This window comes from Dactylosporangium sp. CA-092794, assembly GCF_050948465.1.
GTDB lineage: Bacteria > Actinomycetota > Actinomycetes > Mycobacteriales > Micromonosporaceae > Dactylosporangium.
The window spans coordinates 5,740,618-5,767,559 of the sequence record NZ_CP192044.1 but is presented as its reverse complement, the minus strand read 5'-3'; the positions used below and the strand labels follow the sequence as shown (position 1 = coordinate 5,767,559).

General features: G+C 73.6%; 26 protein-coding genes. 12 read left to right on the top strand and 14 right to left on the bottom strand.

Features of this window, described 5'->3' with window-relative positions:
* The first annotated feature begins 14 nt into the window (after positions 1 to 14).
* The 3 genes from ACQPXD_RS24840 to ACQPXD_RS24830 are packed head-to-tail and all read left to right on the top strand — an operon-like array spanning position 15 to position 2,774.
* Positions 15 to 1,076: a cupin domain-containing protein gene (locus ACQPXD_RS24840; RefSeq protein WP_432842474.1), complete on the top strand. Its 1,062-nt coding sequence runs from the start codon at positions 15 to 17 to the stop codon at positions 1,074 to 1,076.
* Position 1,077: 1 nt separating this feature from the next.
* Complete coding sequence (locus ACQPXD_RS24835; RefSeq protein ID WP_432842472.1) at positions 1,078 to 1,977, top strand: fumarylacetoacetate hydrolase family protein; 900 nt, start codon at positions 1,078 to 1,080, stop codon at positions 1,975 to 1,977.
* Positions 1,978 to 1,979: 2 nt separating this feature from the next.
* Positions 1,980 to 2,774: an IclR family transcriptional regulator gene (locus tag ACQPXD_RS24830; protein WP_432842470.1), complete on the top strand. Its 795-nt coding sequence runs from the start codon at positions 1,980 to 1,982 to the stop codon at positions 2,772 to 2,774.
* A gap of 80 nt (positions 2,775 to 2,854) precedes the next feature.
* Here ACQPXD_RS24830 and selB read toward each other — a convergent pair whose 3' ends face one another.
* The 4 genes from selB to ACQPXD_RS24810 all read right to left on the bottom strand — a co-directional run bounded on the left by selB (position 2,855) and on the right by ACQPXD_RS24810 (position 7,801).
* The gene (gene selB, locus ACQPXD_RS24825; RefSeq protein WP_432842468.1) at positions 2,855 to 4,585 is read right to left on the bottom strand and encodes a selenocysteine-specific translation elongation factor; all 1,731 of its coding nucleotides are present in this window, start codon (positions 4,583 to 4,585) and stop codon (positions 2,855 to 2,857) included.
* Between the two features lie 3 nt (positions 4,586 to 4,588).
* The gene (selA, locus tag ACQPXD_RS24820; RefSeq protein WP_432842466.1) at positions 4,589 to 5,860 is read right to left on the bottom strand and encodes an L-seryl-tRNA(Sec) selenium transferase; all 1,272 of its coding nucleotides are present in this window, start codon (positions 5,858 to 5,860) and stop codon (positions 4,589 to 4,591) included.
* 201 nt (positions 5,861 to 6,061) lie between these two features.
* The gene (locus ACQPXD_RS24815) at positions 6,062 to 7,531 is read right to left on the bottom strand and encodes an MFS transporter (RefSeq protein ID WP_432842464.1); all 1,470 of its coding nucleotides are present in this window, start codon (positions 7,529 to 7,531) and stop codon (positions 6,062 to 6,064) included.
* Positions 7,532 to 7,570: 39 nt separating this feature from the next.
* Positions 7,571 to 7,801 carry a hypothetical protein gene (locus tag ACQPXD_RS24810; protein WP_432842462.1) on the bottom strand — a complete coding sequence of 77 codons (231 nt, stop codon included), beginning with the start codon at positions 7,799 to 7,801 and terminating at the stop codon, positions 7,571 to 7,573.
* A 176-nt stretch (positions 7,802 to 7,977) separates the two neighbouring features.
* Here ACQPXD_RS24810 and ACQPXD_RS24805 point away from each other — a divergent pair, with 176 nt between their 5' ends.
* Positions 7,978 to 9,285, top strand: a complete 1,308-nt coding sequence (locus tag ACQPXD_RS24805; protein WP_432842460.1) for an NtaA/DmoA family FMN-dependent monooxygenase — start codon at positions 7,978 to 7,980, stop codon at positions 9,283 to 9,285.
* Here the strand turns inward: ACQPXD_RS24805 and ACQPXD_RS24800 are convergent.
* The 5 genes from ACQPXD_RS24800 to ACQPXD_RS24780 all read right to left on the bottom strand — a co-directional run bounded on the left by ACQPXD_RS24800 (position 9,264) and on the right by ACQPXD_RS24780 (position 12,558).
* The gene (locus tag ACQPXD_RS24800) at positions 9,264 to 9,623 is read right to left on the bottom strand and encodes a hypothetical protein (protein ID WP_432842459.1); all 360 of its coding nucleotides are present in this window, start codon (positions 9,621 to 9,623) and stop codon (positions 9,264 to 9,266) included. The genes ACQPXD_RS24805 and ACQPXD_RS24800 overlap by 22 nt on opposite strands.
* A 180-nt stretch (positions 9,624 to 9,803) precedes the next feature.
* Positions 9,804 to 10,592: an IclR family transcriptional regulator gene (locus ACQPXD_RS24795; protein ID WP_432842457.1), complete on the bottom strand. Its 789-nt coding sequence runs from the start codon at positions 10,590 to 10,592 to the stop codon at positions 9,804 to 9,806.
* Positions 10,593 to 10,663: 71 nt separating this feature from the next.
* Entirely contained in the window at positions 10,664 to 11,962 is a 1,299-nt protein-coding gene (locus ACQPXD_RS24790) for an RICIN domain-containing protein (RefSeq protein ID WP_432842455.1), read from the bottom strand.
* A gap of 127 nt (positions 11,963 to 12,089) precedes the next feature.
* Positions 12,090 to 12,221 carry a hypothetical protein gene (locus ACQPXD_RS24785; RefSeq protein WP_432842453.1) on the bottom strand — a complete coding sequence of 44 codons (132 nt, stop codon included), beginning with the start codon at positions 12,219 to 12,221 and terminating at the stop codon, positions 12,090 to 12,092.
* Positions 12,222 to 12,330: 109 nt separating this feature from the next.
* Positions 12,331 to 12,558, bottom strand: a complete 228-nt coding sequence (locus tag ACQPXD_RS24780; RefSeq protein ID WP_432842451.1) for a S1 RNA-binding domain-containing protein — start codon at positions 12,556 to 12,558, stop codon at positions 12,331 to 12,333.
* Between the two features lie 264 nt (positions 12,559 to 12,822).
* On the opposite strand from ACQPXD_RS24780, the gene ACQPXD_RS24775 reads away from it, so the two are divergent.
* Entirely contained in the window at positions 12,823 to 13,767 is a 945-nt protein-coding gene (locus tag ACQPXD_RS24775) for a LysR family transcriptional regulator (RefSeq protein WP_432842449.1), read from the top strand.
* Here ACQPXD_RS24775 and ACQPXD_RS24770 read toward each other — a convergent pair.
* Genes ACQPXD_RS24770 through ACQPXD_RS24760 form a run of 3 tightly spaced genes read right to left on the bottom strand, consistent with a single transcriptional unit; the run spans position 13,762 to position 16,159 of the window.
* Complete coding sequence (locus tag ACQPXD_RS24770; RefSeq protein WP_432842447.1) at positions 13,762 to 14,382, bottom strand: hypothetical protein; 621 nt, start codon at positions 14,380 to 14,382, stop codon at positions 13,762 to 13,764. The genes ACQPXD_RS24775 and ACQPXD_RS24770 overlap by 6 nt on opposite strands.
* Positions 14,383 to 14,384: 2 nt before the next feature.
* Entirely contained in the window at positions 14,385 to 15,449 is a 1,065-nt protein-coding gene (locus ACQPXD_RS24765; protein ID WP_432842445.1) for a DUF7405 family protein, read from the bottom strand.
* On the bottom strand, positions 15,446 to 16,159 hold the full coding sequence (locus tag ACQPXD_RS24760) for an NAD(P)H-binding protein (RefSeq protein WP_432842443.1): 714 nt from the start codon (positions 16,157 to 16,159) through the stop codon (positions 15,446 to 15,448). Before ACQPXD_RS24760 ends, ACQPXD_RS24765 begins: the two co-directional genes overlap by 4 nt.
* Before the next feature lie 220 nt (positions 16,160 to 16,379).
* Between ACQPXD_RS24760 and ACQPXD_RS24755 the strand changes: the two genes are divergently transcribed.
* Genes ACQPXD_RS24755 through ACQPXD_RS24730 form a run of 6 tightly spaced genes read left to right on the top strand, consistent with a single transcriptional unit; the run spans position 16,380 to position 24,075 of the window.
* Positions 16,380 to 18,014 carry an ABC transporter substrate-binding protein gene (locus ACQPXD_RS24755; RefSeq protein ID WP_432842441.1) on the top strand — a complete coding sequence of 545 codons (1,635 nt, stop codon included), beginning with the start codon at positions 16,380 to 16,382 and terminating at the stop codon, positions 18,012 to 18,014.
* On the top strand, positions 18,011 to 19,006 hold the full coding sequence (locus ACQPXD_RS24750) for an ABC transporter permease (RefSeq protein WP_432842439.1): 996 nt from the start codon (positions 18,011 to 18,013) through the stop codon (positions 19,004 to 19,006). The genes ACQPXD_RS24755 and ACQPXD_RS24750 overlap by 4 nt, the downstream gene beginning before the upstream one ends.
* Positions 19,003 to 19,845 carry an ABC transporter permease gene (locus ACQPXD_RS24745; protein WP_432842437.1) on the top strand — a complete coding sequence of 281 codons (843 nt, stop codon included), beginning with the start codon at positions 19,003 to 19,005 and terminating at the stop codon, positions 19,843 to 19,845. The genes ACQPXD_RS24750 and ACQPXD_RS24745 overlap by 4 nt, the downstream gene beginning before the upstream one ends.
* A gap of 14 nt (positions 19,846 to 19,859) precedes the next feature.
* Positions 19,860 to 21,512 (top strand): ABC transporter ATP-binding protein, encoded by a 1,653-nt coding sequence (locus ACQPXD_RS24740; protein WP_432842435.1) that lies wholly within the window; start codon positions 19,860 to 19,862, stop codon positions 21,510 to 21,512.
* A gap of 23 nt (positions 21,513 to 21,535) precedes the next feature.
* Complete coding sequence (locus ACQPXD_RS24735) at positions 21,536 to 22,855, top strand: NtaA/DmoA family FMN-dependent monooxygenase (RefSeq protein WP_432842433.1); 1,320 nt, start codon at positions 21,536 to 21,538, stop codon at positions 22,853 to 22,855.
* Positions 22,852 to 24,075 carry an acyl-CoA dehydrogenase family protein gene (locus ACQPXD_RS24730; RefSeq protein WP_432842431.1) on the top strand — a complete coding sequence of 408 codons (1,224 nt, stop codon included), beginning with the start codon at positions 22,852 to 22,854 and terminating at the stop codon, positions 24,073 to 24,075. The genes ACQPXD_RS24735 and ACQPXD_RS24730 overlap by 4 nt, the downstream gene beginning before the upstream one ends.
* On the opposite strand, the gene ACQPXD_RS24725 is transcribed toward ACQPXD_RS24730, so the two are convergent.
* Together ACQPXD_RS24725 and ACQPXD_RS24720 are read right to left on the bottom strand one after the other, a co-directional pair.
* Positions 24,032 to 24,931 (bottom strand): amidohydrolase family protein, encoded by a 900-nt coding sequence (locus ACQPXD_RS24725; RefSeq protein WP_432842429.1) that lies wholly within the window; start codon positions 24,929 to 24,931, stop codon positions 24,032 to 24,034. The two genes, ACQPXD_RS24730 and ACQPXD_RS24725, sit on opposite strands and share 44 nt — an antisense overlap.
* Positions 24,928 to 25,857: a TauD/TfdA dioxygenase family protein gene (locus ACQPXD_RS24720; RefSeq protein ID WP_432842427.1), complete on the bottom strand. Its 930-nt coding sequence runs from the start codon at positions 25,855 to 25,857 to the stop codon at positions 24,928 to 24,930. The genes ACQPXD_RS24725 and ACQPXD_RS24720 overlap by 4 nt, the downstream gene beginning before the upstream one ends.
* Before the next feature lie 148 nt (positions 25,858 to 26,005).
* Here ACQPXD_RS24720 and ACQPXD_RS24715 point away from each other — a divergent pair, with 148 nt between their 5' ends.
* Positions 26,006 to 26,941 (top strand): aldo/keto reductase, encoded by a 936-nt coding sequence (locus ACQPXD_RS24715; RefSeq protein ID WP_432842425.1) that lies wholly within the window; start codon positions 26,006 to 26,008, stop codon positions 26,939 to 26,941.
* Position 26,942: the final 1 nt, after the last annotated feature.

Sequence of the window (26,942 nt, the reverse complement as noted above, 5' to 3'; positions counted from 1 at the left end):
CCGCATTGCGAAGGATGGGCATCATGACGGCTACGGGCCCCGACACGGGTGCGTCGATTGCGGCGATCGGTTCACTCGACGAGCTCTATGCGTTCCTCTCCGACCACGCCTACGAGGCCCTGTGGACCATGGAGAACGCCCTGACGCGCCAGCCGGTGACCACGATGCGGCCCTACATCTGGCGCTACCGGCAGGTGCGCGACCTGATCATGCGGGCCGGCGACCTGATCTCGGTGGCGGAGGCGGACCGCCGGGTCCTTGCCTTCCGCAACCCGGGATTCAGCGGACGCGAGCTCGCCCGCGCGACGGACACCCTGTGGGCGGCGGTGCAGATGGTCCTGCCGGGGGAGGCGGCACCGCCACATCGCCATACGCCGTCCGCGCTGCGCTTCATCATCGAAGGCGAGGGCGCCTACACCATCGTCGACGGGGCCCGGGTCCAGATGGAGGCAGGCGACTTCCTCATCACACCGAATTGGTCCTGGCACGAGCACGGTCACGACGGCGCAGGCGCGGTGATCTGGCTCGACGGGCTGGACTCACCGATGGTGAGCACGTTGCGGCAGATGTTCGCCGAGTTCGAAGGCGCACCGCAGAGCAAGACTCACGTCTATTCAGATGTACTGCGCTCGGGGTACGTGGAGCCGAGCTGGATGGATCGCGCGGTGTTCAGCACGCTCGTCTGGAAACTGGATGACACGCTGCGCGCGATCGAGGAGCTGCGAGGGGAGCAGGGCGACCCGTACGACGACGTCATCGTGGAGTACCGCAATCCGCAGACCGGTGGACCGGCACTCCCGACAATGTCCGCGTTCATGCAGTTGTTGCGGCCCGGCGCGAAGACCTGGGCCCATCGTCAGACGTCCAGCACCGTCTACCACGTCGTTCGCGGCACCGGGTACTCAGTATTGGACGGACAGCGGTTCGAGTGGGAACCGGGAGACACCTTCGCCGTGCCCACGTGGGTGTCACACGCCCACGCCAACCCGACATCCGGCGACGCGCTGCTGTTCTCGTTCTCGGACGAGCCCGCCGTCCGCGCGCTCGGCCTCTACCGCGAGCAGAAGGCTGCCTGAGATGCGGCTGTACTCGTACGACGACTACCAGGTTGGCGTCGGGGTCCCCGACGGTGGCATCGTCCGCGCCACCCAGTTCCTGCCCGACGTGCCACCACGCGATCGCATGACCGCGTTGATCGAGCGGTGGGAACGGCTGCGCGAGCCGATAGCGGACCTGGTGACCGGCGCTACCCCGATAGATCTCGCGTCGGTGCGGTTGCTGCCGCCCCAACCGCATCCGGGCCTCCTGATCGCCGCGCCGGTGAACTACCGCCGCCATCAGCAGGAGATGGGCGGCGAAAGCGGTGTCTACCCGGGCATGGTCGTGCACACCATCGAGACCTACGCCGGCTTCGTCAAGGCATCGTCCTCCATCGTGGGGCCCGATGACGCGATCGAGTTGCCCTTCGAAGACCGCCGCGTGGATCACGAAGCGGAGCTCGGCGTGGTCATCGGCGCGACCGCGAGCCGGGTCCACCGCGACCGCGCAATGGACTACGTCTTCGGCTACGTCCCGTTGCTGGACATCACGCTCCGCGGGGACGAGGACCGGTCGTACCGGAAAAGCTTCGACACCTTCACCCCGATCGGCCCGGCCATCGTGACCCGCGATGCGGTGCCCGGCGCCGATGCGCTAGATTTCCGCCTCACGGTCAACGGCGACATCCGTCAGCGGGCGAACACGAGGGACCTGATCTATGGGATCTCCCGGCTCGTGGAGTTGTACTCTGCAGCCATGACGCTTCATGCGGGGGACATCATCGCCACTGGCACCCCCGAGGGAGTAGGCCCGATCAGCCCGGGCGATGAGGTGGTCCTCCGCATCGACGAGGTGGGCGAGCTGCGAATGCCGGTCACCCTGCGCAAAGCCTTGACGGTCAACAGACAGGATCAACCCGCGATCAGAGGACTCAGCTAGCCGTGCCCGACGCCAACGGAAACGAGCCGAACTACCCCATTCAGTCGGTCTCCCGAGCCCTTTCGTTGCTGCTGCGGCTGCGGACCCAGCCAACCTTGTCGGTCTCTGAGGCCAGTGACTACCTAGGGGTGTCCCGGTCGACCGCGCACCGATCGCTGGCCATGCTCCTGCAGCACGACTTCGTGCGGCAGGATACGCGGACGAAGCTCTATGAGGCCGGTCCGGCACTGCTGCAGATCGGGCTGGCGGCGGTGGCCCGGCTGGACGTCAGAACTATCGCGCAACCATACGTGCACAAGCTCGCCGAGCTCACCCGGGAGACCGTGCACCTGGTGATGCTGAGCGGCCGCGACGTGCTGTTCCTCGACGGCGTCGAGAGCAACCGCGCCGTCCGCTCCGGCCTGCGGATCGGCGTCATGGTGCCGGCGCACACCACCGCGGGAGGCAAGAGCATCCTGGCGACGCTCGCTCCGGATCGGCTGCGTGCCCTCTACCCCGGCGGGCACCTGGACGTGGTCAACGAGCGCTCGATCAACTCGCTCGAGGACCTGGAACGAGATCTCGCACTGGTTCGTCAGCGCGGCTACGCGACCAACGACGAGGAGAGCGAAGACGGGCTCCGAGCGGTCGCGGCCAGCGTGACCGACGGCAACCGCATCCTGCGCGTGATGCCGGCACTCACCGTGGGCGGTCCCAAGGACCGCTTCACCCCGGAGCGCATCGAGGAGATCGGACAGATCGTGATCCGCTACTCAGGTCTGCTCCGGGACGAGCTCATCCACGGTGACCGTGGTTGAGGTCGGTCAGGTGACCGGCGCCCCTTCCAGGACCATACGCCGACGCGAGCGTCGCCCTGACGAACCGGTCGCGCCGGCCTTCATGACGCCGTGGTGTGGCGGCCGTCCGGGAGGCGGCGGGTGGCGCCACGGCGGGCGAGCAGTTCCAGCAGTGGTACGGCCACCCGCCGGGTCGTCGCCAGGGCCTGCCGGGCCTCGCTGAGCGTGAACGGCTGGGGCAGCCGCGAAAGGCGCTCGGCCGCGGCCTCCGCGGCGCCGGGCAGCAGGACGATGCCGTCGGCGACGCGCAGCAGCAGGCCGGCCTTCACCGCGGCGGCGACTTCCTTGGGCCCGAGGCCCAGCGCGGTCAGGCGGTCGGCGTCCGGCGCGGCGAACGGGGCCGCGGCCAGGTCGGCCCGCACCGCGTCGACCGCGCGGCGCAGCCGGTCGGGCAGGCCGTGGCCGGTGCCGATGCGGCCGTCCCGGACGGTCAGCGGCGGGGTGAGCAGCCGCTCCACCAAAGCCCGGTCGGGCAGGTCCAGGCGGCGGCGGATCGCGTCGAGCGGCGGGTCCGGGTCGACCGGGTGCTCGGTGGAGTACCGCCGGACCTCGGCCACCAGCCGGGACCGCAGCTCGCGCTCGTAGTCCGGGTCGAGCAGCCAACCGGTGCCGGGCGGGGTGATGCCCATCCGGGCCAGCTCGTCGGCGTGCACCAGGCGGCGCCGGCGCAGCTCCCCCGCCGCGTCCGGGTGGCCGTCCATCTTGGACAGTTCGACGGCCCGGGCGGCGGCCGCGCCGCGGCGGCGCAGGGCCGGCGGCGCGACGTCGAGGACCGTGATGCCGCCCGGCACGCGGTGCCGGCCCGGGTCGCGCAGCAGCGCCCGGTCGCCGGCGTGCAGCGGCAGCGGGCGGCCCAGCCGCAGCCGGGCGGTGTCCGTCCCGAGTGGACGGACCCGGGCCGGCACCGCCGCGGAGCCGATGTGCAGCACCACCTCCGCGGGCAGGTCGGCGACCGGGTCGCCGTGCATGCGCACGTCGACGAGGTCGGTGAAGGTGAACCGGCCGGGCGTGACGAGCGCGTCGCCGCGGCCGGCCGCCGCGCGCTCGACGCCGCGCAGGTTCACCGCGACCCGCGCCACCGCGTCCACAGTGGACACCGGCTCGCCCAGCGACTGCAGCCCGCGCACGCGCACGGGCCGGCCGCCGAGCTCGAGGTCGGCGTCCGTGGCCAGGCGGCCGGCGCCGAGGGTGCCCGTCACGACGGTACCGCTGCCGCGAATGGTGAAGGAACGATCGACCCACAGCCGCACCGGCGCGGCCAGATCGGGCGGCGGCAGGGCGGCGCCGAGCCGGTCGAGGGCGGCGCGCAGCTCGTCGAGGCCGGCGCCGGTGACCGCGCTGACCGCGACCGCCTCAACGGTGCCGGCCGAGGTCTTGGCCAGCTCGGCCAGCGCCTGGCGGGTGGCCGGCCCGGGGTCGGCCAGGTCGGCCCGGCTCACCACGAGCAGCGCGTGGCGCACCCCGAGCGCGTCGAGGGCGGCCAGGTGCTCGGCGGACTGCGGCCGCCAGCCCTCGTCGGCGGCGACCACCAGCATCGCGGCCGGGACCGGCCCGACGCCGGCCAGCATGTTGGGCACGAACCGCTCGTGCCCCGGCACGTCGACGAACGCGACGGTGCCGCCCGAGGGCAGCCGGGTCCAGGCGAACCCGAGGTCGATGGTCATGCCGCGGCGCCGCTCCTCGGCCCAGCGGTCCGGCTCCATCCCGGTCAGCGCCCGGACCAGCGTCGACTTGCCGTGGTCGACGTGCCCGGCGGTGGCGATCACCCACATGCCTCAGCGTCCCGCCGCCCGCAGGATCGCCGCCGCGACCGTCTTGTCCTCCTCCTCGGGTACGCAGCGCAGGTCCAGCAGCAGCCGCGCGTGCTCGACCCGGCCCACGACCGGCGGGTCGCCCAGCCGCAGCGGCCGGGCCAGCTTCGCGGGCAGCGCCAGCGCCGCCGACGGCAGCTCCACCTCCGGCGCCCCGCCGCCGCCCACCACCGCGACCGTCGCCACGACCTCCGCCGCAATGCCGCCCAGCGCCTCGCGGATCGCCTCGGCCCGCCGCCGCACGTCCGCGACCGGCGCCCGCAGCGCCCGCCAGGTCGGCGTCTCCGCTTCGAGCAGCGTCGCCTCCAGCGCGGCGAGGGTGAGCTTGTCGACCCGCAGCGCCCGGGCGAGCGGATGCCGGCGCAGCGCCTCGACCAGGTCGGACCGGCCCAGCAGCAGCCCGGCCTGCGGGCCGCCGAGCAGCTTGTCGCCGCTGGCGGTGACGAGGTCGGCGCCGGCGCGCAGTACCGAAGCGGCATCCGGCTCACCGGGCAGCAGCGGGTCGGCGTCCAGCAGGCCGGAGCCGATGTCGACCACGACCGGCGGGCCCAGCCCGGTGAGCCGCTCGACCGGCACGGCGGAGACGAATCCACGCTGGTAGAAGTTCGACGGGTGTACCTTGAGGATGAATCCGGTCTGCGGACCGATCGCCCGCCGATAGTCCTCGGGCGAGGTCCGGTTCGTCGTGCCGACCTCGCGCAGCCGCGCGCCCGTGGACTCGAGCAGGTCGGGCAGCCGGAAGCCGTCGCCGATCTCGACCAGCTCCCCACGGCTGACCACGATCTCCCGCCCGGCGGCGAGCCCGGTGGCCACCAGCGCGAGGGCCGCCGCGCCGTTGTTCAGCACGTGGACGGCCTCGGCGGCCGGCACGGCGTTGCCCAGCGCCTCGAGCACGGAGCGCCCCCGCCGCGCCCGCCGCCCGGTGTCGAGGTCGAGCTCGACGTCGGTGTGCCCGGCCGCGGCCGCCACGGCCGCGACCGCCGCCGGCGCCAGCGCGGCCCGGCCGAGGTTGGTGTGCAGTACGACCCCGGTGGCGTTGAGCACCGCCCGCAGCCCGGTCTTGGCCTCCAGCCGCCGCACCGCCGCCTCGACCACGTCGCCGGTGGCCAGCTCACCCTGCCGGACCCGGTCCAGTTCGGCCCGCACCGCGGCCCGCGCCCGGTCCCGCGGGAATCCCGCCAGCCGCGGATCGGCGAGCACCGTGTCGGTGCGCGGCACCGCCCGTCGCGGATCCAACCCTGCCCTCTTTCGGCCGCCGAACGTTCACTCCCGCTCAACGCTAGCAGCGGCGCCGGGACCTGCCGATCCTGGTCCCGGCGCCGCTCACACCGACCGGAAGGTCAGTAGGTCGAGGCGCCGGCGCGGTCATCGGGCGATTGCCGTATCCCTGGGCCGGGCCCCGGGACTGCGACGGCTCCGCCTTAGCGGCGGTCGCGGTCAGCCGCGGATCGCCGCGGCGCTCTCCGGAATCGCCTCGGGAGGCTGGGCGGGGACGCGCAGGGCCGGGCCGAAGGAGAGTGCGCAGGCGGCCAGGACGAGGCCGAAGCAGATCAGCAGGGCGTGCTGCAGGCCGCCGGCGGTGACCGTGCGCAGGTCCGCGGTGAGCATGACGCCGGTCACGAGGGCGACGCAGAAGGTGGCCGACAGCCGCTGGGTCAACTGGAGGAACGCGGCCGCGACGCCGTGGTGGGCGCCGGTCGCGAAGCTCAGCGTGATCGCCCGCATCGACGGTTCGAAGACGGCCGAGGCGACGCTGAGCACGATCTCCACCCCCACCAGCACGGCGACGAAGGGCCCGTGCCTGACCGTCGTCCAGGCGGCGACCAGCACCACCATGCCCGTCGCCTGGACGGCCAGCGCGAGGGGCAGGGTCCGGGCGCCGAGCCGGGCGTAGAGGGGCGAGCTGAGCGAGGCCGCGCCGACCCGGGTCAGCGCGCCCGGGATCAGGGCCGCGGCGACCAGCAGCGGGCTCCAGCCCAGGCCCTGGAGCAGGTAGATGGTCAGCACCGTGGAGTGCGCCAGCAGGCCGCCGAACCACAGCAGCGCGATCAGGTTGCCGAGCACGAACCCGCGCGAGGTCATGAGAGCCGGGACGAACAGCGGGGTGCGGCCGCGGGCGGCGTAGCGGCGCTCCCAGACGCCGGTCGCCACCGCCAGGAGGCCGCACGCGCCGACAATGCCCCACAGCCGGGCGCCCTCGATGCCGGGGTCGATCACCGGCATGGTGACCAGCAGCACGAAGGCCGCCACCAGGGCGATCGCCGGCAGATCGAGATCCGGGCGCCGCGCCGGGCGCTGCCGGTCGGGAATGTACCGAATCGTGAGCAACAGCGTGGCCAGGATGAACGGCAAGTTCAGCGCCAGCACCACGCGCCAGGCGAGGCCGCCGGGGACCACCGCGAGCACGAGCGCGGCGCCGAGCGGCCCGACCACCGCGGCGGCGGCCCCGGCGGCGGTGTACGCGGCCAGCGCCCGCACCCGCCGCAGCCCGGTGAACCGGTCCTGGATGATCCCGAGCACCTGCGCGCTGATCAGCCCGGCGCCCGAGCCCTGCACGGCCCGCGCGGCGACCGCCCACCAGATGCCCGGCGCGGCCGCCGAGGCGAGCGCACCGGCGGCGAACAGCGCGAGGCCGAGGATGAACAGCGTGCGGCGCCCGAGCGCGTCGCCCAGCCGCCCGCCGGGGACCAGGCCGAGCCCGAACGTCAGCGAGTACACGGACAGGAACCACTGCACCCCGCTGGTCGGCGCGGCCAGGTCCGTGCCGAGCAGGGGCACCGCGTAGGTGACCACCGCCGAGTCCACCAGCGTCGCGAACCCGGCGCCGAGGCAGCAGGCCAGCAGCCCCAGCTCGGCCCGGCTCAGCCGCGGACCGGCGTCCACCACTGGGTTCGCTCGCGCCGGCACGGGCCCGAGCATAGCATTTTCCCGGCAAAGCCTATGGGTTTAATAGTGTTTTACCGCGACGACGCTGACCACGGCGGCGGGCGGGGCGGCCACGTGCAGCCGGGGGCGCAGGGCGAGGCCGACGCCGACGGTGAGCAGGATGAGGCCGACCGCGGTGGCGAAGACCATGCTGAAGCGCGACTTCAGCAGGCCGGCCGACGCGGCGAGGCCGATGAGGATCAGTACCCCGCCCGCGATCATCAAGGTGATCGACTGGACCGATAGTCGCATCCGGACGCTCCAAACCAGCGCGCTGAACGCCGACTCACCGCGGCTGGCTACGCACGGTATTGCGGCCCGGCCGGTCACCGCAATACCCGACGCGCCGGCTACGGCCACCCCGCCGCCCGCGGGCCGGATCCGGCTGAGCACTTTCACTACTTAACCGATCGGAATATGGTGTTGTCATGAACGCCCGCACGCTCGCCACCGTCACCGCCGCCGGCGGCCATCCCGGCCCCTACGAGCTGGCCCTGGATCCCACGAAGTCCACGGTGGACACGGCGCGGCTCGTCGCCGGGCGGGCCGAGGCGGCGCGGATCGACGCGCTGTTCGTCCCCGACCTGCTGACCTTCGGCGCGCAGGGGACGATCGGGGCGCAGGAGCCGCTGGTGTACGTCGCCGCCCTGAGCCAGCTGACGTCCCGGATCGGGCTCATCGCCACGGTGTCGACGACGTTCCACCATCCCTACAACCTGGCCCGGCTCTTCGGCACCCTCGACCACGTCAGCAACGGCCGCGCCGCGTGGAACCTCGTCACGTCGGCGATCGGCGAGGAGAACTTCGGTCCCGACCCGCTGCCCGGCCCGGAGGAGCGCTACGCGCGGGCGGCGGAGACCCTCGAGGTGGTCAACGCGCTGTGGGACAGCTGGCAGCCCGGCGCGCTGCGGCCGGGTCCGGACGGGCGGGCGGTGCTGGACCGGGAGAAGATCCGCCCGATCGGGCATCGCGGGCGGTACTTCAGCGTCGAGGGCCCGCTGAACATCCCGCCGCTGCCGCAGGGCCGGCCGGTGCTGATCCAGGCCGGGCAGTCCACGGCCGGCATCGAGCTGGGCGCCCGCTACGCCGAGGTGGTCTTCACCGCCCTGTCGAGCCTGGACGACGCCCGGGAGTACACCGGCCGGGTCCGCGGCCGGGCGGCGCTGCTGGGCCGGCCGGCCGGGCTGCCGCTGATCTTCAGCTCGTTCCACGCCACGTTCGGCGCGACCGAGGAGGAGGCCCGGCGGCTGGTCCGCGAGCGGCAGGAGGCCATCGACTTCGAGGCGGGCCGGGCGCTGGTCGCCGACATGCTCGGCGGCGGCGGGGTGGACCTGTCCGAGGCCAAGCTCGACGAGCCGCTGCCCGAGAGCCTGCTGCCCGACGTCACGACGGTGCACCGCCGCCGCGGCCGGGTCGAGATCTTCAGCGGCTACGCGCGCCGCGGCTACACGCTGCGCGAGCTCATCATCGCCGCCCAGGACACCGGCCACTGGTCCGTCGCCGGCACCCCGGAGCAACTCGCCGACGCGGTCGAGGAGCGCTTCCGCGCCGGCGTGCTCGACGTGCTGTCGGTCGGCGGCCTCGCCGACGACCGGCAGCACGACTTCGTGGTCAACGGGCTGCTGCACGAGCTGCGCAAGCGCGGCATCGTCAAGGACGACTACCGGGGGCCGACCCTGCGCGACAACCTCGGCCTGCCCCCGCTGAGCGCCGCTCAGCAGGTCACGCAGTACTGACCGGCCCCGCCGTTGTACGGCTGGGCGTCGATCGCCGCGCCGGCGGCCAGCCGGAACGCCGTCCGGTAGGTGATCGTCACCGACGGGTCCTCGTCCGCGGCCACCGCGCAGGTGGTGCCGGCGGGGCCGTAGCTCGAACCGCCGCCGCCCACACCGCCCACACCGCCCACACCGGCCACGGCGGCCGCCGCGCCACCGCCGCCGCAGTAGTAGCCGTCGCCGGTGCAGTGCGGCACCCCCGCCCAGTTCCAGTTGCTGCCCGACGCCGACAGCGTGGCGCCGAGGCCGCGCTCGAGGTAGGAGACGTAGTCGGACCCGCGCTTTCTTTCCGCGATCATGCCGAGCAGCGTCCCGAATGGCGGGATCTCCATGATCGTGGAGCGATGATGTACCAGGAGCGGCACTATCACTCCACGATCATGACGATCCCAGCAAGTGGACGCCTCCAGTGCATGATCACGGAAGCAAAACGCCGCACCGGCCGCAGGGGCCACCAGCGCCGCACGCGATGCGCCGGGTCAGTCGTCTCGTGCGGGTCGCGCGAGGTCGGCCGCTATGCCGCGCGCCCCCTGCTGCAGCGCCGCCACCAGCAGCGGCAGCCGCTCCTTGGCGTAGCGTACCGACGGCATGGAGACCGCAAGGCCCGCGATGGCGCGGCCGTCCGCGTCGCGCACCGGCACGCCCACGGCGGTGACGCCGCGTTCCGAACGGCCCTGGTTGACCGCGAAGCCCGAGCGCCGGATGCGCGCGAGCTCCGGGCGCAGCCGGCCAAGCTCGGGCCGCTCGGCCCCTGCCTCGCCGGCCCGGGCGGCGTACACCTGCGCCAGTTCGTCGTCGTCCAGCTCGGCGAGCAGGAGTATGCCGCCGGTGGTGCGATGGGCCGGGAAGACCATGCCTTCGCGCGACCCGACCCGCAGCGCCTGGCTCGACTCGGCCGAGGCGATGAAGCGCGCGGTGTCGCCGGTGCGGATCGTGACGTTGACCGTCTCGTCCAGCGCGTCGGCCAGCCGGCGCAGGTGCGGCAGCGATGCCGCCCGCAGCCGCGCGGTCTGCGACCCCGAGTGCTCGGCCAGCTGCAGCACCGGGCCCGCGTGGTAGATGCGCCCCGGGTCCTGGGCCGCGAAGTCGCGGTAGACGAGCATCTGCAGGAGCCGGTGCGCGGTGGACCTGGCGACACCCAGCCGGTCAGCCGCCTCCGCGACGGTGAGCGACCCTTCCAGCTGCAACATCGCGGCCAGCCGGAGCGCGTGGTCGACCGACGCGATGGCGTACGGCGGCGGGTTCTTGAGCGGCTTGTCCGTGGGCATCACCTTCTGCATAGCAGACGTGACCGCCGCCGGAGCGCTGAGCCCCGCCGGCGGTCCCGTGTGCGAGCAGGTCAGAAGGTCAGGAAGTACTGACCGGCGCCGCCGTTGTACGTCTGGGCGTCGATCGCCGCGCCGGGGGCCACGCTGCCACCGCTGACGTCGACGAACAGGTCGTAGGCCGGGTTGTAGATGACCGAGCCGTTGGCCCCGTAGCCGAAGGTGGTGGGCACCTGCCACAGCTGCTGGGCCTGCGCGGAGCAGGGCCAGACGATCAGCTGGTCACCGGCGTGGCCGTCGGTGGTCAGGCACTGCCCGGTGGCCTGGTTGACGATCTGGTACAGCGAACCCTGCGCCACCAGGCTCCACAGCTGGCTGCTCGCGCTGGACGACGGCTGCTGCACCACGGTGAGCCCGACCAGGTCCAGGGCCATCGAGCTGCGCGACGCGGGCGCCAGCTGGAACGCGGTCCGGTAGGTGATCGTCACCGACGGGTCCTGGTTCACGGCCACCGCGTAGGTGGTGCCGGCGGGGCCGTAGCTCGAGCCGCCGCCGCCCGCGCCGCCGTAGATGACGGACGCGCCACCGCCGCCGCAGTGGTAGCCACCGCCACCGCCGCCACCGCCCCAGGTCGTGACCGTGCCGCTGTCGCCGTCGCAGTGCGGCGCCGTCGAGCCGTTGGCGATCTGGTAGTTGTTGGTGCCCGACGCCGACTGCGTGGCGCCCAGGCCGTTCTCCATGTAGGCGCGGTAGTAGTTCCCCAGCTCCCCGTCAGCGCCGTTGGGCGTGCCGCCGGCGCCGCCCGCGTTGAACGCGCCGCTACCGCCGCCGCCCCCGGCGACGAGCAGCAGGTCCGGGCCGCCGTGGTTGATGGGCGTGCAGGCGGGGGCGACGGAGCAGGCCTGGATGTCGGACGCCCCGCCGCCACCGCCGCCGGAGCGCTCCTGGGCGTTCTCCGTGGACGGGTCCGTCCGGACCGCCCAGTGGGCGCCCGTCCCGCCGCCGTTCGCCCCGCCGGCCGCGTTCTGCCCCTCGCCGAACGTGCCCTGCGCGCCGTTCCCGCCGACCTCGGCGTAGATCGTCGTGCCGGGAATCACCCGCACGTCGCCCTCGACGCGGGCACCCCAGCCGCCGGCGCCGTAGGCGCTGCCGCCCCGGCCGCCGACCGCGACGACGTGGATCGACGTGACGCCCACCGGCACGGTGAAGGCGTGCTCCCCCACCGCCGTGAACGCGACGGTGGCCGTCGGCCGGCCCGCGTCGGCCGATGCCGGACCGGCCGGCGCGACGATCACCGATATGCCGGCGGCCGCCGCCGCGAGCGCCCCCAACGTTCGCTTCAGTCCGGCGTACCGCCGGCTCCGCTCAGCCATCTTGACACCCCTGTTCGAAAAGTGCGGTTGTCCAACGGGGTCAAGGCTGCGGCTAAGGCACTGCGGCGGGCATTGGGCAACTGCCGTATCCACAGTCGGGACCCGGACTTCAGCACTGCCTTAGGCGTCAGCGGCGGTTCCGTTCGAGCAGGGCCAGCTGCCAGGCGAGGGTAAGGCCGGCCAGCACCCAGAACCCGGTCTCCCAGTGCAGCAGCAGCGCCACCAGGGCACCGGCGAACAGCACGGCCACGACCACCATCGCCCACGCCGCCTAAGCCGACTATTCCTATGAGCTGAATAGCCTATCCGCGCGGGTGGGCGCACAGGGTGATGGGTGGACCCGCGACGGGCGCGGGCCCACCCCTTGGTCACGCGGCTTCGAACGCGACGCGTTGCTTGGCCGGGTCGAGCTCCTTCACGCGCAGCGGCAGGGTGCTGCCGACCGGCGGCCGGGCGTCGGTGCGCAGCAGGCCCGGGATGTCGCCGTGCACCGTGACGAACGCGCCGAACGGCACCAGCCGGGTGACCTGGCCTTCCACGACGTCACCGACGCCGTGGCGGGACACGAAATCGTCCCAGTTCGCAGAGCGGGTCATGCACTTCACCTCCCTTCGTCGCAGACTCCGCTGAAGTCGTGCGATGGGAGGGGGCGGGCCGCGGGCCCGCCGGGCGATCAAGCCGTGGCCGGGCGCAACTTCCACTCACGGCGTTTGGCCGACCCGGCAGTCATGCGCGTAGCGTACACCCAAAGGCTTATTCCTATCGTCCAGATGGGGATACTAGGTTTTTGGCGCGGGCTGTGCCACCATGGTTGCCGTGAAGCTGATCGAAGTCGTCGCTCGGCCGGCCGCGGGCGGTGCATGATGCTCGACCTGCGGCGCATGATGCTCCTGTGCGACCTGGCCGAGCTCGGCACGGTCACCGCCGTGGCCGAGCGGCGCGGCATCACCAGCTCCGCCGTGTCCCAGCAGCTGCGGGTGCTGGAGAAGGAGACGGGCGCGATCCTGTTCCGCCGGGACGGCCGCACGCTCGGGCTGACCCGCAGCGGCCGGGTGCTCGTGGAGCACGTGCGCCGGGTGCTCGGCGCGGTCGACGAGGCGATCAGCGCCGTCGCGGCCACCGCCGGCACGGCCTCCGGTCAGATCGCGATCGCCGCGTTCAACATGGGCATCCCCATGCTCGCGGCGCCGGCCGTGCAGCGCCTCAGCGTCGAGGAGCCCGACCTGCGGGTCGAGATCCAGCAGGCGACGAGCGCGGCCTCGCTGCGGCTGCTGCGGCAGGGCGAGGCCGATATCGCCATCACCTGCCGCTACGACTTCAGCGCCCAGGACTCGCTCGGCGGGCTGGCCGGCGAGCCGCTGCTGTTCGAGCCGCTGGTGCTCATGGCGCCGACCCAGCTGCACCTGCGCCTCCGGCGGCGCGGCCTGGCGGCGCTGGCCGACGAGCCGTGGGTGGCCGGGCCCCGCGACTCCGGGCTCGGTCTCGCCGTGATGCGGGCGGGGCGGGCGGCCGGGTTCACCCCCCAGATCAAGCACCGGCTCATCGGCGCACAGAACATCTGCGACCTGGCCGCGACGGAGGTGGCCTCCGCCGTCGTGCCGCGGCTGTGCGTGCCGCCGCACCTGGAGGGCCTGATCGTCGACGACCTGCCGGGCACCGACCTGGGCGGGCGCACGGTCAGCGCGGTGGTCCGCGAGGGCCGGCAGCGCGACCCGAACATCGCGCTGGTCACACGGGCGCTGCGGACGATCGCGGCCGACGCGCTGCGGGCCCTGCGCGGCACGCGCCTGGGGCTCGCCTCATGACGGCCGCGGGGCCGGATCGCGCCAGGCCGGATGCCGGCGCGGGTCGGTCGCGACCCGGATCACCTCGTCGGCGTGGAAGGTCACCCGGGTCAGGCGCACGGTCCACCCGGCCCCGGCGGGCTCCCACGACACACCGTTTCGCTGCGGTGGTACGACCACCAGCACGCCACTGGCAGGGTCCCACGCCAGGACGGCGTCGTACAGCGCCGGCGACTCGTCCAGGGTGAGCTCCCCGTCGGCCGCCCCGATCGGGGCCGAATCGGCCGGCGGCCAGCCGTCCTGCCACGTCCAGCTCCGCACGCTGGTCGCCCAGGTCAGCAGGTCCCCCCGGCGCACGTCGCCGAGGACGGCGTTGCGGGCGCGCGAGGCCGGCAGGGCGGCGAGCACCGGCGCCAGGGTGGCGTGCCAGCGCAGCGTAGCGGCCAGCGCCGGGTCGATCGCGGCCAGCCGGGCCACGAGCCCGGCGGCGGCCTCGAGCGAGGCGGCGGCCCCGGCGGCGAGCCGGCGGCTGACGATGTGGTCGTGGGCCTCGTGCAGCGCGGCGAGGCGCCGGTCGGTCGCGCCGACCGGGAGCGCGGGATCGGCGAGCATGTCGCGCAGCACCGCGTCGGGCACGGTTACCTCCGGTGGTGCGGGTAGGCGCGCAGTGCCCGGGCCGGGATGCCGAACGTCGCGCGGTGGGTCACGTCGAAGAATGCGTTGATGCCGTTGCGCAGCCGGGCGCCGACGGCGCCGTGGTAGTCCGGGCCGTCGGCGGCGTTCATGACGGCGCGGGTGTTGTTGAAGTCGCGCAGCTCCCGCTGCAGCGAGACGAAGTGTGTCCCCGGCCGGCCGCCGTCGAGCGTGGCGAAGTCGCGCCGGTTGATCACCGGGACGTTGCCGGCCCGGGCCCGGGCCGCGGCCTGGGCGTGGCCGACGACGCCGTGGTGGCGCACGGTCTCCTCGTAGCGGTCGTAGTCGCTCGGCGCGTCGTCGGTGAACCGCTCGGCCCGCGCCGCCGAGACCGTGGGCGCGTAGAGCAGGGCGGCCTGGCGGTCGCGGTCCAGGGCGTGCCACCGCCGCACGTCCAGCTCGATGCGGCTGACATGCTGGGTGGTACCGCCGGCGAGCGGCCCCGCGCCTATCGTGATCGCCGGCTCCGGCGCCTGGTTGCCGCGGTGCACCGAGTGGAAGCCGAACAGCAGCGGCGCGGTGGCCGGGATGCCCAGCTCCGGCAGCGCTTCGGCGGGCAGGCCGGCGCCGACGAAGCCGCGGCGGACCTCCCGCACGCCGAGGTACTCCCCCGGTCCGGACCCGGACTCGCCGAACAGCGTCTCCCGCACGTCCTCGAGCACGTCCTCGTGGTCGCTCGCGAGGTGGAAGACCGCGTCCGCGGTGTCGATGACCGGGTCCTCCCACCGCGACATCCGCGCCGCCGCGCCGATGAGCCCGGCGTGCTCGGTGTGCCGGTCCCACCAGCCGGGGCCCCAGCCGATGGTGGACAGCAGCCCGTCGCGGCCGTGCGGGTAGCGGTCCTCCAGCGCCGACAGCGCCGCCTCCAGGTGCCGGGCGGCCGCCGCGCCCGGCCGGCCCACGACGTCGGCCAGGATCAGCAGGTGGCGGCTCGGCGGGACGGGGCGACCCAGCTCGTCCCGGCCGAAGGTGGCCTCCCACTCGTGCTGACCCGCCGGCCGCCCGGTCACGCGCCCACCGGCTGTGCGGCGAACTCGGCCTCGTAGTCCAGGTCCAGGGCGCCGAACTGGGCGGCGAGGTCGGTGCCGCCGCCCTGCGGGACGCTCAGGTTGAACACGGCGGCGGTACGCCCGGCGGCGGCGTGCGGGTGCTCGACGGCGGTGATCACCGCGGCGGCGATGCTGTCCCGGCTGACCAGGCCGTCGGCGTGCTGGTCCTGGCTGAGCCGGGTCTGGTAGGAGGCGTCGTGGATGGTGGACAGCCAGGTCGGGCGGAGGATCGTCCACCGGTTCGGCCCGCCCCGCAGGTGGGCCTCCAGCGCGCGCAGGCCCCAGGTGCTGGGCTTGGCGTTGCGGTGCGCCGCGCCGTGGCCGACCAGGAAGTGCGAGATGAGCACGACGTGGACGCCCGGGCGCCGGGCGCCGAGCCGGTCCAGCAGCCGGTGCCCGAGCCGCCGCCCGGCCTCGGCGCCGTCGGCCGGCTGGCGCATCACGGCGCCGGTGGCGACCGTCGGCGCGAGCACGAGCACGTCGGCGGCGGCGAGGGCCCGGTCGAGCTCCTCCTGGCCGGCCCCGCCTTCCGCCGGGCGCCAATAGGCGTGCCCGCGGTCCCGGGCGAAGCGCTCGGTCTGCTCGCGGGCGTTCCAGACTCCGTTGACGATGGCGAATTCGGCGTTGCCGGCCTCGGCGAGGACCGGAGCGAGTTCGACGATGGTGGCCATGCCGTGCCCTCCGAACCGTGTGGCGTGGATGCTGCAGCCCACGATCCGGCGGGCGGACCGGCCGATCAACGCGGTCCGGCTACGGGTTTTCTTCAGTCAAAGCACGGTTAAGCAAAGGTTGACCGATCGCGTAGCCGGACCGCGTTGATGGTGGGCAGGGTGGACGCCACGATCGTCCGTACGGTGGGCCCCCACCGAGAAGGACGAGGTAGTCGGTTCCATGGCAGCACAACTCGATCGCCGCCGGTTTCTCGGGCTCGGCGCCGGCGCGCTGGGCGCGGCGCTGCTGGCGGCCTGCTCCGGCGGCAAGGGACCGGGCGGCCGCACCGCGGGCGGCGCCACCGGCCCGACGGGTTCGCCGGTGCGGGGCGGCACGCTCACCTTCTCCGACACCGAGGCGGTGTCGACGTGGCAGCCGCAGAAGCTGGGCACCTACAGCTCCGGCAACGTCAGCTTCCACACCAACGTGTTCCTGCTGTACTTCGACCCGTACCAGAAGAAGCTCCAGCCGTGGGTCGCCGAGTCGTGGAGCAAGAACGACGAGAACACGAAGTTCAGCTTCAGGATCCGCAAGGGGATCACCTTCATCGACGGCACCCAGCTCACCCCCGAGATCGTGGCGAAGAACTACGAGCTCTACGGCCGCGGCGACCAGCGGCTGCGCGTCCCGGTGCATCCGCAGGTGTCGCGCGGCTTCGACCACGTCGAGGTGGACGGCGACACGGTCACCGTCGTGCTGTCCAAGCCCAACCAGCAGTTCCTCATCGACACCACCCGGCTCAACTCGCCGATCCTGGGCGCGAAGACGCTGGGGCTGGACCTGGAGGAGGCCGGCCTGCCGCAGAACAGCGTCGGCGCCGGGCCGTTCGTCTTCGAATCCCAGGTACCCAACCAGTCCGCGGTCCTCGTCCGCCGGCCCGGCTACCGGTGGGCGCCGGCGAGCTCGCCGAACCAGGGCGAGGCCTACCTCGACCGGATCGTCTGGAAGGTGCTGCCCGAGATCGGGCTGCGCACCGGCGCCCTCACCTCCCGGCAGGTCGACGTGGCCCGCGGCATCCAGCCGGCCGACGAGTCGGTGATCAAGGCCGCCGGCTACCAGCTGCTGCTCTACCGGCCGCCGCTGGGTACCTCCAACTACGCGGCGCTGCGGGTGGAGAACGAGTTCACCAAGGACCCGCTGGTCCGCCGGGCCCTCGTCCTCGGCGTCGACCGGGACGGGCTGACCCGCGACGCGCTGACCGACAGCTACCCGCCGCCGATCTCGATCCTCAACGTCGACAACCCCAACGCGATCGACCTGTCCGCGGAGTTCAAGTACGACCCCGGCAAGGCCCGGGACCTGCTGGAGCAGGCGGGCTGGCGGCAGGGCGCGGACGGGGTGCGGGCCAAGGACGGCAAGCAGCTGCACCTGACCGTGCCGCAGAGCGCGCAGCAGGTCGCTCTCGGCCCGGCCTGGGAGTACATCGCCCAGCAGTGGCGTAAGGAGCTCGGCATCGTGCTCGACGTGCGCAACGACCCGTCGTTCGCGGCCACCGCCAACACCGACGTCACCGTGCCCATCGTGGTCAGCCGCACGTCGATCATCTCGCTCGGGCAGAGCTTCGGCGGACCGGGCAACACGGCGCTGCTCGGCGCGCCGCCCGAGCTGGTCGCGCTGTACCGGCGGGAGCTGGAGGCCAAGGACGACGCCGAGTTCAAGGCCGTGCAGGCCGAGCAGCAGCGGGCGCTGCACCAGGGGTCGTACGTCATCGCCTACTTCGAGGAGGCGCAGACCTTCGGCGCCTCGCCCGACGTGCACGTGACCTTCCAGACCCAGACGTACCCGGACTTCTACAACGCCTGGAAGCGGGGATGACCGCGCTCGCGGGCGCGCTGGTCCTCGCCCGTCCCCGCTCGCGCCGCCTGGCCCGCTACGTCGGCGGGCGGCTGGTGCAGGCGGTGGTCGTGTTGTGGCTGGCCTACACGCTCACCTTCGTCGCGATCACGCTGCTGCCGTCCAACCCGATCGAGATGTTCGCCACCGACGACACCGGTGTCATCGACGAGCGGACCGTCGAGCAGATGAAGCTGTACTACGGCTACGACCACGGCGTGGCGGAGCGCTACTTCATCGAGCTCGGCCACCTCCTGCACGGCTCGCTGGGCTACTCGATGAGCACCGGCCAGACCGTCGGGCACGCCATCACCAACGCCGCGCCGTCGACGCTGCAGCTCACCCTGGGCGCGTTCGCCGCCGCCGCGGTCATCACCGCGGCGATCGTGGTCACCGCCTCGCTGGGCCGCTGGCGCTGGCTGCGCTCGTTCGCGGTGCTGCTGCCGCCGGTCTTCGCCGCGGCGCCGGTCTTCTGGGTCGGCATCCTCGTGCTCAACCTGCTGTCGTTCCGGCTGGGCTGGATCTCGGTCTTCCCGGACGGGTCGCTGCTGTCCATCGTGGTCCCCTCGGTCGTGCTGGGCCTGCCGCTGTCGGCGGCGTTCTCGCAGGTGTTGCTCAAGAGCGTCGGCACCGTCTACGACAGCGACTTCGTCGACGTCGTGCGGGCCAAGGGGGCCGGCCGGGGCTGGGTCTTCTGGCGCCACGTGGTCCGCAACGCCGCCGGCCCGGGCCTGACCGTCGCCGGCAACGTGCTGGGCACCCTGGTCGGCGGGGCCGTGGTCACCGAGACGGTGTTCGCCCGGGCCGGCGTCGGCCGGGTGCTGCAGACGGCCGTGTCGCAGCAGGACGTGTCGCTGGTGCAGGGCTTCATCCTCATCATCGCGGGCGTCTACGTGGTCGTGAACCTGGCGATCGACCTGCTCTACCCGGTGCTCGACCGGCGGATCCTGCTCACGCCCGGCGCGGCGCGATGACGACGATCGAACGGCCGGCCGGCACCCGCCGGATCCGGGTCACCCCCGGTGGTCTCGCCACCGGCGTCGCCCTGGCCGTACTCGCGATCGTGGCCCTGTGGGCGCTGTTCCCGTCCTGGTTCAGCGGCTACGACCCGCTCGTCGGCGACGGGTCGCAGCGGTTCCTGCCGCCCTCGCCGGAGCACTGGTTCGGCACCGACCGCGCCGGGCGCGACACCTTCGCCCGGGTGGTGCACGGCACCCGTGCCACCATCTACGGCGCGGTCATCGGCACGGCGATCGGCCTGGCCGTCGGCACCGTCGCCGGCGTCACCGCGGGGCTGCTGCGCGGCGCGGCCGACTCCGTCCTGATGCGCCTGGTGGACGTCCTGCTCGCGCTGCCCGGCTTCCTGCTCGCGCTGTGCGTGGTCTCGGCGTTCGGGCCGGGCACCGCGCACGTCGCGATCGGGGTCGGCATCGGCGCCGTCGCGCCGTTCGCCCGGGTCGCGCGCGGCGAGGCGCTGCGCGTGGTCCAGCTCGACTACGTCGACGCCGCCCGGATCTGCGGCACCCGCCCCGTGGGGCTGCTGTTCCGGCACGTGCTGCCCAACTCCGCCGGGCCGATCGTCGCGCTCGTCCCGACCGAGCTCGGCGCGACCATCCTGAGCATCGCGAGCCTGGGCTTCCTCGGCTACGGCGCGCCGCCGCCGCGGCCCGAGTGGGGGACGCTGCTGTCCGAGGGCCGCGACTACCTGGCCAACGCCTGGTGGCTGACCTCGCTGCCGGGCATCGCCGTGCTGGTCACCGTGCTGGCCGTGGCCCGCGTCGGCCGGCTGCTCCAACAACGCTTCCGGATATGAGCGGGGAACCTGCGATGACGAACGCGAACGACGGCGGCGAGCCGGTGCTGGACATCCGCGACCTGACGGTCTCCTACCGCGGCGCGGCCCACCCGGCCGTCGACGGGGCGGACCTGACGATCCGGGCGGGCGAGGTGGTCGCCGTCATCGGCGAGTCCGGCTCCGGCAAGTCGACGCTGAGCCGGGCCACCATCGGGCTGCTGCCGGCGAGCGCGCGGATCGAGCGCGGATCGGTCCACGTCGCCGGCCACGAGATCACCGCGCTGGGCGAGCGCGACCTGGTCGGGCTCCGCGGTCGTCTGGTCGGTCTGGTACCCCAGGATCCGGCCACGTCGCTCGACCCGGTCCAGCCGATCGGCCGCCAGCTCACCGAGGTCTTCCGGCTGCACCCGGACGGCCGGCGGCTGAGCCGGGCGCGGCTGCGCGACCGGGCGGTCGAGCTGCTGGAGCTGGTCGGGATCGACCACCCCGCGCAGCGGCTGCGCCAGTATCCGCACGAGCTGTCCGGCGGGATGAAGCAGCGGGTGCTCATCGCCATCAGCTTCGGGCTGCGGCCCCGGCTGCTCGTCGCCGACGAGCCGACCTCGGCCCTCGACGTGACCGTGCAACGGCAGGTCCTAGAAGTGTTCGACCGGCTGACCGCCGAGACCGGCGCGGCGGTACTGTTCGTGACGCACAACCTCGCGGTCGCCGCCGACCACGCGACCCGGGCGATCGTCATGCGCGGCGGCCGGGTCCTCGACGGCGGCCCGCTCGACGAGCTGGTCCTGCGGCCCGGGCACGACTACACCCGGGAGCTGGTCACCAGCGCCTTCGGCCTGACCGGGCGCGAGGTGCCGCGCCCGGCCCCCGCGGAGTCCCCGGCGCCGCCCGCGATCGAGGTGGCCGGCCTCACGAAGTCCTTCGCGCACGGCCCGGCCGGGCACTTCCGGGCCGTCGACGAGGTGGCGTTCGCCGTACCGCCCGGCAGCACCTTCGCCCTGGTCGGCGAGTCCGGCTCGGGAAAGTCGACCACGGCCCGGCTGATCCTGGGCCTGGCCCGGCCCGACGCCGGCCGGGTGCACGTCCAGGGCCGCGACGTCACGCGGCTGACCGGTGCCGGCCGGCGGGCGGTGTGGCGGCAGATCCAGCTGGTACACCAGAACCCGCAGGTCGCCCTCGACCCGCGGCTGACCGTCGAGCAGATCGTGGCCGAGCCGCTGCGCTCCTTCGGGCTCGCCGGCCGCGCCGAGCGGCACCGCCGGGTGGCGGAGCTGCTCGACCGGGTCGGCCTGCCCGCCGCGTTCGCCGGGCGCAAGCCGCGCGAGCTGTCCGGCGGCCAGCAGCAGCGGGTCGCCATCGCCCGCGCCCTCGCGCCGCGGTCGCCGATCGTCGTGCTCGACGAGGCGCTGTCCTCCCTGGACGTGGTGACCCAGGGACGCATCGTCGAGCTGCTCGCCCAGCTGCAGCGCGAGCTGCACCTGACGTACCTCTTCATCGCCCACGACCTCGACCTCGTGCGCTCGATCTCCGACGGTGTCGCGGTCATGCGCCGGGGCCGGGTCGTGGAGACCGGGCCGACCGGGCGGGTGTTCGCGCGGCCGGCCGAGGAGTACACCCGGGCGCTGCTGGACGCCACCCCCGGCCGGCGCCTGCGCGAGCGGCTCACCGCCGCCGCGACCGCCTGAAACGGACCAGTGAGGGATCAGCCATGACGAACCAACGCCGCCTCTTCCTCAGCGTCGCGGTCAACAGCACCGGCTCGGCCGGCCGGTCCTTCGCCTGGCCGGGGACGGACTGGGGCCGGTTCAGCGACTGGGAGCATTACCTGCGCTCGGCCCGGCTGGCGCACGAGGGCGTCTTCGACATCGTCTTCGTGTCCGACCATCCGGCGCTGCAGCGGGACAACACCTCCCGGCCGCTGCACAGCTTCGACCCGACGGTGCTCTTCGCCGCGATCGCGGCCGCGGTGGCCGACATCGGCTTCCTGCTGACCGCGTCGTCGACGTACAACTCCCCCTACAACCTGGCCCGCCGGCTCGCCACCCTCGATCACATCTCGGGCGGCCGGGTCATCTGGAACGTGGTGTCGAGCTTCAACCCCGACATCGCCGCGAACTTCGGCTCGGCGCCGCTGCCTCCTCGCGCGGAGCGCTACCGGCGGGCCGACGAGTTCCTCGAGGTGGTCAAGCGGCTCTGGCTGAGCTGGGACCCGCCGACCGGCGAGCCGCCCGCCGGGCCGCTGTGGGACGACGGCACCGCCCGCCCGATCGACCACCGCGGCGAGTTCTTCACCGTCGCCGGCCCGCTCAACGTGCCGATCGGCCCGCAGGGGCATCCGGTGATCTCGCAGGCGGGCGCCTCCGACGCCGGGGTCGACCTAGCCGCCAAGCACGCCGACATCGTGTACGCGTCGCTGCTGCACAAGCAGGCCGCGTTCGACTACAAGGCCCGGCTGCGCGAGCGGGCCGTCGCCCACGGCCGCGACCCGGACGAGATCCGGCTCATGCCCGGCATCACCGCGATCGTCGGCGCCACCCGCGAGGAGGCCTACCGCAAGCACGAGGCCCTGCACGGCCACACCGGCGAGGACGGGCTGATCGCCGACTTCCTCAAGCGCACGGCGCTGTTCGACATCAGCGCGGAGAGCATCGACCCGGACCGGCCGCTGGACCCGCGGCTGTTCAGCTACACCGAGGACCAGCGCCGGCCGGTCGGGTTCGTCCGGTCGTTCGCCGAGCTGGCCGCCGCCGAGCCGATCACCCCGCGCCAGCTGGTCCGCCGGGTCGAGGGCGGCCACCGGCTCGCGATCGGCACGCCCAAGGAGGTCGCCGACACCATCCTGGAGTGGTGGAGCGAGGGCGCCGTGGACGGGTACAACATCCACATCCCGGTGCTGCCCGACGGCATCGCCGAGTTCAACCGCGAGGTCATCCCGCTGCTGCAGGACGCCGGCGCGTTCCCGCGCGCCTACGACGGCTCCACCATCCGCGAACGGCTGGGCCTGCGCGACCCGCGGGCCGCCGCATGAGCCTCCCCGACGGGGCGTTGCCGGAAATGCGCTGCGTCTTCGCCACCCTCGCCGCCCGGACCGCCGAGCGCAGCCGCACCGGCGAGCCCCTGACCGCCGAGATCCGCGACCTCGCCGCGGCCGGCTTCGGCCGGCTGCGGGTGCCCGCCGGGCACGGCGGCTTCGGCGTGGACCTGCCCACCCTCGTCGAGCTGCTCGCCGAGGCCGGGCGGGCGGACGCGAACGTGCCGCAGATCCTGCGCGGGCACTTCACCACCGTGGAGATCCTGCGGCACTCGCCGTCGCCGGCGCAGGCCGCCGAGTGGCTGCGGCGCATCGCCGCCGGCGCGATCTTCGGCAACGCCCAGTCGGAGGCGGCCGCCGACAGCCCCGACTTCCGGCCCACCACCACGCTGCACGAGGCCGGCGGCCGCCCGGTGATCTCCGGGGTCAAGTACTACTCGACCGGCTCGCTCTACGCGGACTACATCCGGGTCGCCGCCCGCACCGCCGATGGCGGCACGACCTTCGCCGTGGTCGACGCGCGGCATCCGGGCGTGACCCACGCCGACGACTGGGACGGGATCGGGCAGCGGCTCACCGGCAGCGGCACGACCCGCTTCGACGCCGTCCCGGTCTGCGCCGGCGGCGACCTCGGGCGCGGCGAGCGGCAGCTGCGCTCGATCCAGGCGTTCACCCAGCTGGTACACCTGGCCAACCTCGCCGGCATCGCCCGCAACCTGGTCGACGACGCCGCCGAGCTGGTGCGTTCCCGGGTGCGCACCGGGCTGCACGCGCTGTCCGAGCGCGCTACGACCGACCCCGAGGTGCTCGCCGTGGTCGGTGAGCTCTACCGGCACTCCCGCACCGCCGACGCGCTGCTGATCCAGGCCGCGACCGGCCTCGAGCGGGCCAACCGGCTGGCGGAGGCCGGACTCGAGGACGCGGACGCCGCCTACGCCCGCGCCTTCGTCGACGTGTCGGCCGCCCAGGTGACCATCATCGAGGCGGTGCTCGACGCCGGTACCCGGATCTTCAACGCGGGCGGCGCGTCGGCCGTCCGCGAGGGGGCCGCCCTCGACCGGCACTGGCGCAACGCGCGCACCCTCGCCTCGCACAACCCGGTCGTCTACAAGCCGCGGCTGATCGGCGACCACGTCGTCAACGCCGCCGCGCCGCGCTCCTTCCACGACCGCTTCACACCCGCGGCCCGAACAGCCGGCGAGCGTTCCCGATCCTGATGAGGTCCTGCTGCGCCGGGTCGAAGCCGGCCGCGGTCAGCGCCGCGTCGATGTGCGGCCGGACCGCGTCGCGGTGGATCGGCCAGTCACTGCCGACGATGATCCGCTCGGCGCCGAGGGTCTCGCCGAGGTACCGCAGCAGCGGCGGGCTGAACCGCATCGTGTCGAAGTACAGGTTCGGCCGGCCGCCGTACTCCGCCAGCCGGTCGACGGCGTAGAGCAGCCCGCCGTGGCCGAGCGCGGTGAAGACCAGGTGCAGGCTGGGCAGCCGGGCGGGCAGGTCCGCCTCCAGGGCGGACAGGAACGCCACCGCGTTCTGCAGTCCGCGGCCGGCCGAGTTGCCCGGCCGGCCGGCGGCCGCGCGCAGGGCATCGGACTGGGGGTCCTGCACCGGGTGGACGAAGACCGGCACCCGGAGCCGCTCGGCCTCCTGCAGCGCCGGCAGCGCCTCGGGTGAGCCGGGGTACCGCCCATGCCGCGACGAGTCCAGGACGATGCCGTGCAGGCCCAGGTCCTGCACGGCGTACCGGGCCTGCTCGGCGCCGCGGTCGCCGGCGTAGGCGTCCACGGTGGCCAGGCCAAGGAACCCGGGGCGGTCCCGCAACGCGCCGGCCAGGTGCTCGTTGACCGCGTTGACGTCGGCGGTCGCCACCTCGCCGGCCGGGCCGAACAGCGACTCGACCGGCGCGCTGAGCGCGCGCAGGTCGACGCCGGCCGCGGCGCTCTCCGTCGCCAGGGCGTCGAGGTCCTCGCGCGGGTCGGGCTCGCCCGGCTGCAGCGGCGCCGCGCCCACCCAGCCGGGCGGGCGCCAGTGCGTGTGGATGTCCAGCACCCGGGCGTCGGACAGCGCGGTCATGAGCCGTAGAACGGCTCGCCGGAGACCAGCTCCGACTCGCGGCCGTCGACGCCCTTGGGCACGTCGCCCTCGAGCGTGACGCGGTAGAGGACCCGGTCGTGGCCCAGGTGCCCGGCGTCGGCGATGGCCAGGTGCGCGGTGGCGCGGTTGTCCCAGAAGGCGATGCTGCCCGGCGCCCAGCGGAACCTGACCGTGTACTCGATGCGGGTGGCCTCCTCCCACAGCAGCTTGAGGATGCGCTCGCTCTGCGACGGGCTGAAGCCGCGGATCTCCCGCGCCCCGCGGGTGAAGCCGGGGCTGACGAACAGCGCCCGCTCGCCGGTGACCGGGTGCACCCGCACCGCCGGGTGGTAGGCGACCAGGTTCGCCTCGCGCACCTTGCGATCGCGCTGGCTGCCGGCGATCGCCCGGGAGTTGAACTGGTGCTTGACGTCCAGCCGGTCGGCGAAGTCGCGCAGGTCCTTCGGCAGGTTCTCGTAGGCGGCCACGAGGTTCGTCCACGTGGTGTCGCCGCCGTAGGGCGGCAGGATGTGCGCGCGCAGGATCGAGGCCGCGGGCGGGTTGTGCAGGGCGGTGACGTCGGTGTGCCAGCTGTTGTCGTAGGAGGTGCGCTTGCGGCCGAGGTTCTCCTCGTACCGCCGGCTGTCGATCGGCAGGATCTGCGGGAAGCCCTCGGGCGGGTTGTCCTCGTGCGGGTGGGCGGGGGTCACCTTGCCGAACAGCCGGGCGAACGCGATCTGTTCGCCGTGGCCGATCGCCTGGTCACGGAAGAACACCACCTTGTGCCGGTGCAGCGCGTCGCGGATCTCGTCGACGACGGCGGGCTCGAGCGGGTCGCGGAGGTCGACGCCGTGGATCTCGGCGCCGATGTACCCGGCGAGCGGGACGATGTCGAGGCCGAGTGCGGATTCCTTGAGTTCGGTCATGGCGCCAGCATCGGCCGGTCCGCCGGTGCGAAACAGCGCGATCGGATACGCGAACCGTGCAGTCTGCCTTCATTGCCAAGTTTTGCTGAACGGTCCGCGTAGCGGCCCGTGGTTGCTCGCCCGGCCCCGCGGGTCGATCGTGACGGGCATGAGTGATCTGCAGCGCCGCCGGCTCGGCCGGGAGGGTCCCGAGGTGACCGTGCTGGGCTTCGGCGCGATGGAGCTGCGCGGGACCCCGCACCGCAACCCCCGCCCGCTGGACGAGGCGGTCGTGGCCGACGTGCTGCGCACGGTGCTGGACGAGGGCGTCACCTTCATCGACACGTCGATCGACTACGGGCTCAGCGAGGAGCGTATCGGCCGGCACATCGGCGCCCGCCGCGACGAGTACATCCTGGCCTCCAAGGCGGGCTGCCCGCTGGAGCACCTCCCGGACGCGCCGGCCGGGCCCCTCGCCCACGACTACTCGGCGGGCAACATCCGGGCCGGGGTCGAGCAGAGTCTGCGCCGCCTGCGGACCGACCGCCTCGATCTGCTGCAGCTGCACATCAGCCCGTCCCTGTCGACGCTGCGCCGCGACGGCGTCGTGGAGACCTTGACCGCGCTGCGGGACGAGGGCAAGATCCGGGCCTTCGGCGTCTCCTCGACGCTGCCGCACGTCGACGACCACCTGGAGATCGGCGATTTCTCGGCGTTTCAGGTACCGTTCTCCGCGCTGGAACGCGGGCTGGAGACCCGGATCGAGCTGGCCGGCCGGCGGGGCTTCGGCATCATCGTGCGCGGCGGCGTGGCCCAGGCCGGCAAGCGCGCGAAGCAGACCGCCGACGGCCGCCCGGTGACGTGGGCCGGCTCCGGCCTGGAGGGGCTGCGCGACGGCGACACCGAGCAGGGCTTCCTGCTGCGCTACGCGATCACCGCGCCCGGCGTCACCACCGTCATCGTCGGCACCGCCGACCCGGACCACGTCCGCGACAACGTCCGCGCCGCCCGCCGCGGTCCGCTGCCCGCCGACGTGTTCGCCGAGGCCCGCCGGCGCCTCGACGCCGCCGGCCTCACCCCGCAACCGTCCCCCGCCGTCGGCTGAC

Coding starts and splice junctions, on each gene's coding strand:
- ACQPXD_RS24720 (WP_432842427.1), bottom strand. CDS start 25,857: ATGACCGAACTCAAGGAATCCGCACTCGGCCTCGACATCGTCCCGCTC.
- ACQPXD_RS24795 (WP_432842457.1), bottom strand. CDS start 10,592: ATGCCCACGGACAAGCCGCTCAAGAACCCGCCGCCGTACGCCATCGCG.
- ACQPXD_RS24785 (WP_432842453.1), bottom strand. CDS start 12,221: ATGGTGGTCGTGGCCGTGCTGTTCGCCGGTGCCCTGGTGGCGCTGCTG.
- ACQPXD_RS24715 (WP_432842425.1), top strand. CDS start 26,006: ATGAGTGATCTGCAGCGCCGCCGGCTCGGCCGGGAGGGTCCCGAGGTG.
- selB (WP_432842468.1), bottom strand. CDS start 4,585: ATGTGGGTGATCGCCACCGCCGGGCACGTCGACCACGGCAAGTCGACG.
- ACQPXD_RS24745 (WP_432842437.1), top strand. CDS start 19,003: ATGACGACGATCGAACGGCCGGCCGGCACCCGCCGGATCCGGGTCACC.
- ACQPXD_RS24730 (WP_432842431.1), top strand. CDS start 22,852: ATGAGCCTCCCCGACGGGGCGTTGCCGGAAATGCGCTGCGTCTTCGCC.
- ACQPXD_RS24735 (WP_432842433.1), top strand. CDS start 21,536: ATGACGAACCAACGCCGCCTCTTCCTCAGCGTCGCGGTCAACAGCACC.
- ACQPXD_RS24740 (WP_432842435.1), top strand. CDS start 19,860: ATGACGAACGCGAACGACGGCGGCGAGCCGGTGCTGGACATCCGCGAC.
- ACQPXD_RS24800 (WP_432842459.1), bottom strand. CDS start 9,623: ATGATCGCGGAAAGAAAGCGCGGGTCCGACTACGTCTCCTACCTCGAG.
- ACQPXD_RS24725 (WP_432842429.1), bottom strand. CDS start 24,931: ATGACCGCGCTGTCCGACGCCCGGGTGCTGGACATCCACACGCACTGG.
- ACQPXD_RS24775 (WP_432842449.1), top strand. CDS start 12,823: ATGATGCTCGACCTGCGGCGCATGATGCTCCTGTGCGACCTGGCCGAG.
- ACQPXD_RS24810 (WP_432842462.1), bottom strand. CDS start 7,801: ATGCGACTATCGGTCCAGTCGATCACCTTGATGATCGCGGGCGGGGTA.
- ACQPXD_RS24760 (WP_432842443.1), bottom strand. CDS start 16,159: ATGGCCACCATCGTCGAACTCGCTCCGGTCCTCGCCGAGGCCGGCAAC.
- ACQPXD_RS24750 (WP_432842439.1), top strand. CDS start 18,011: ATGACCGCGCTCGCGGGCGCGCTGGTCCTCGCCCGTCCCCGCTCGCGC.
- ACQPXD_RS24805 (WP_432842460.1), top strand. CDS start 7,978: ATGAACGCCCGCACGCTCGCCACCGTCACCGCCGCCGGCGGCCATCCC.
- ACQPXD_RS24790 (WP_432842455.1), bottom strand. CDS start 11,962: ATGGCTGAGCGGAGCCGGCGGTACGCCGGACTGAAGCGAACGTTGGGG.
- ACQPXD_RS24780 (WP_432842451.1), bottom strand. CDS start 12,558: ATGACCCGCTCTGCGAACTGGGACGATTTCGTGTCCCGCCACGGCGTC.
- ACQPXD_RS24835 (WP_432842472.1), top strand. CDS start 1,078: ATGCGGCTGTACTCGTACGACGACTACCAGGTTGGCGTCGGGGTCCCC.
- ACQPXD_RS24755 (WP_432842441.1), top strand. CDS start 16,380: ATGGCAGCACAACTCGATCGCCGCCGGTTTCTCGGGCTCGGCGCCGGC.
- ACQPXD_RS24840 (WP_432842474.1), top strand. CDS start 15: ATGGGCATCATGACGGCTACGGGCCCCGACACGGGTGCGTCGATTGCG.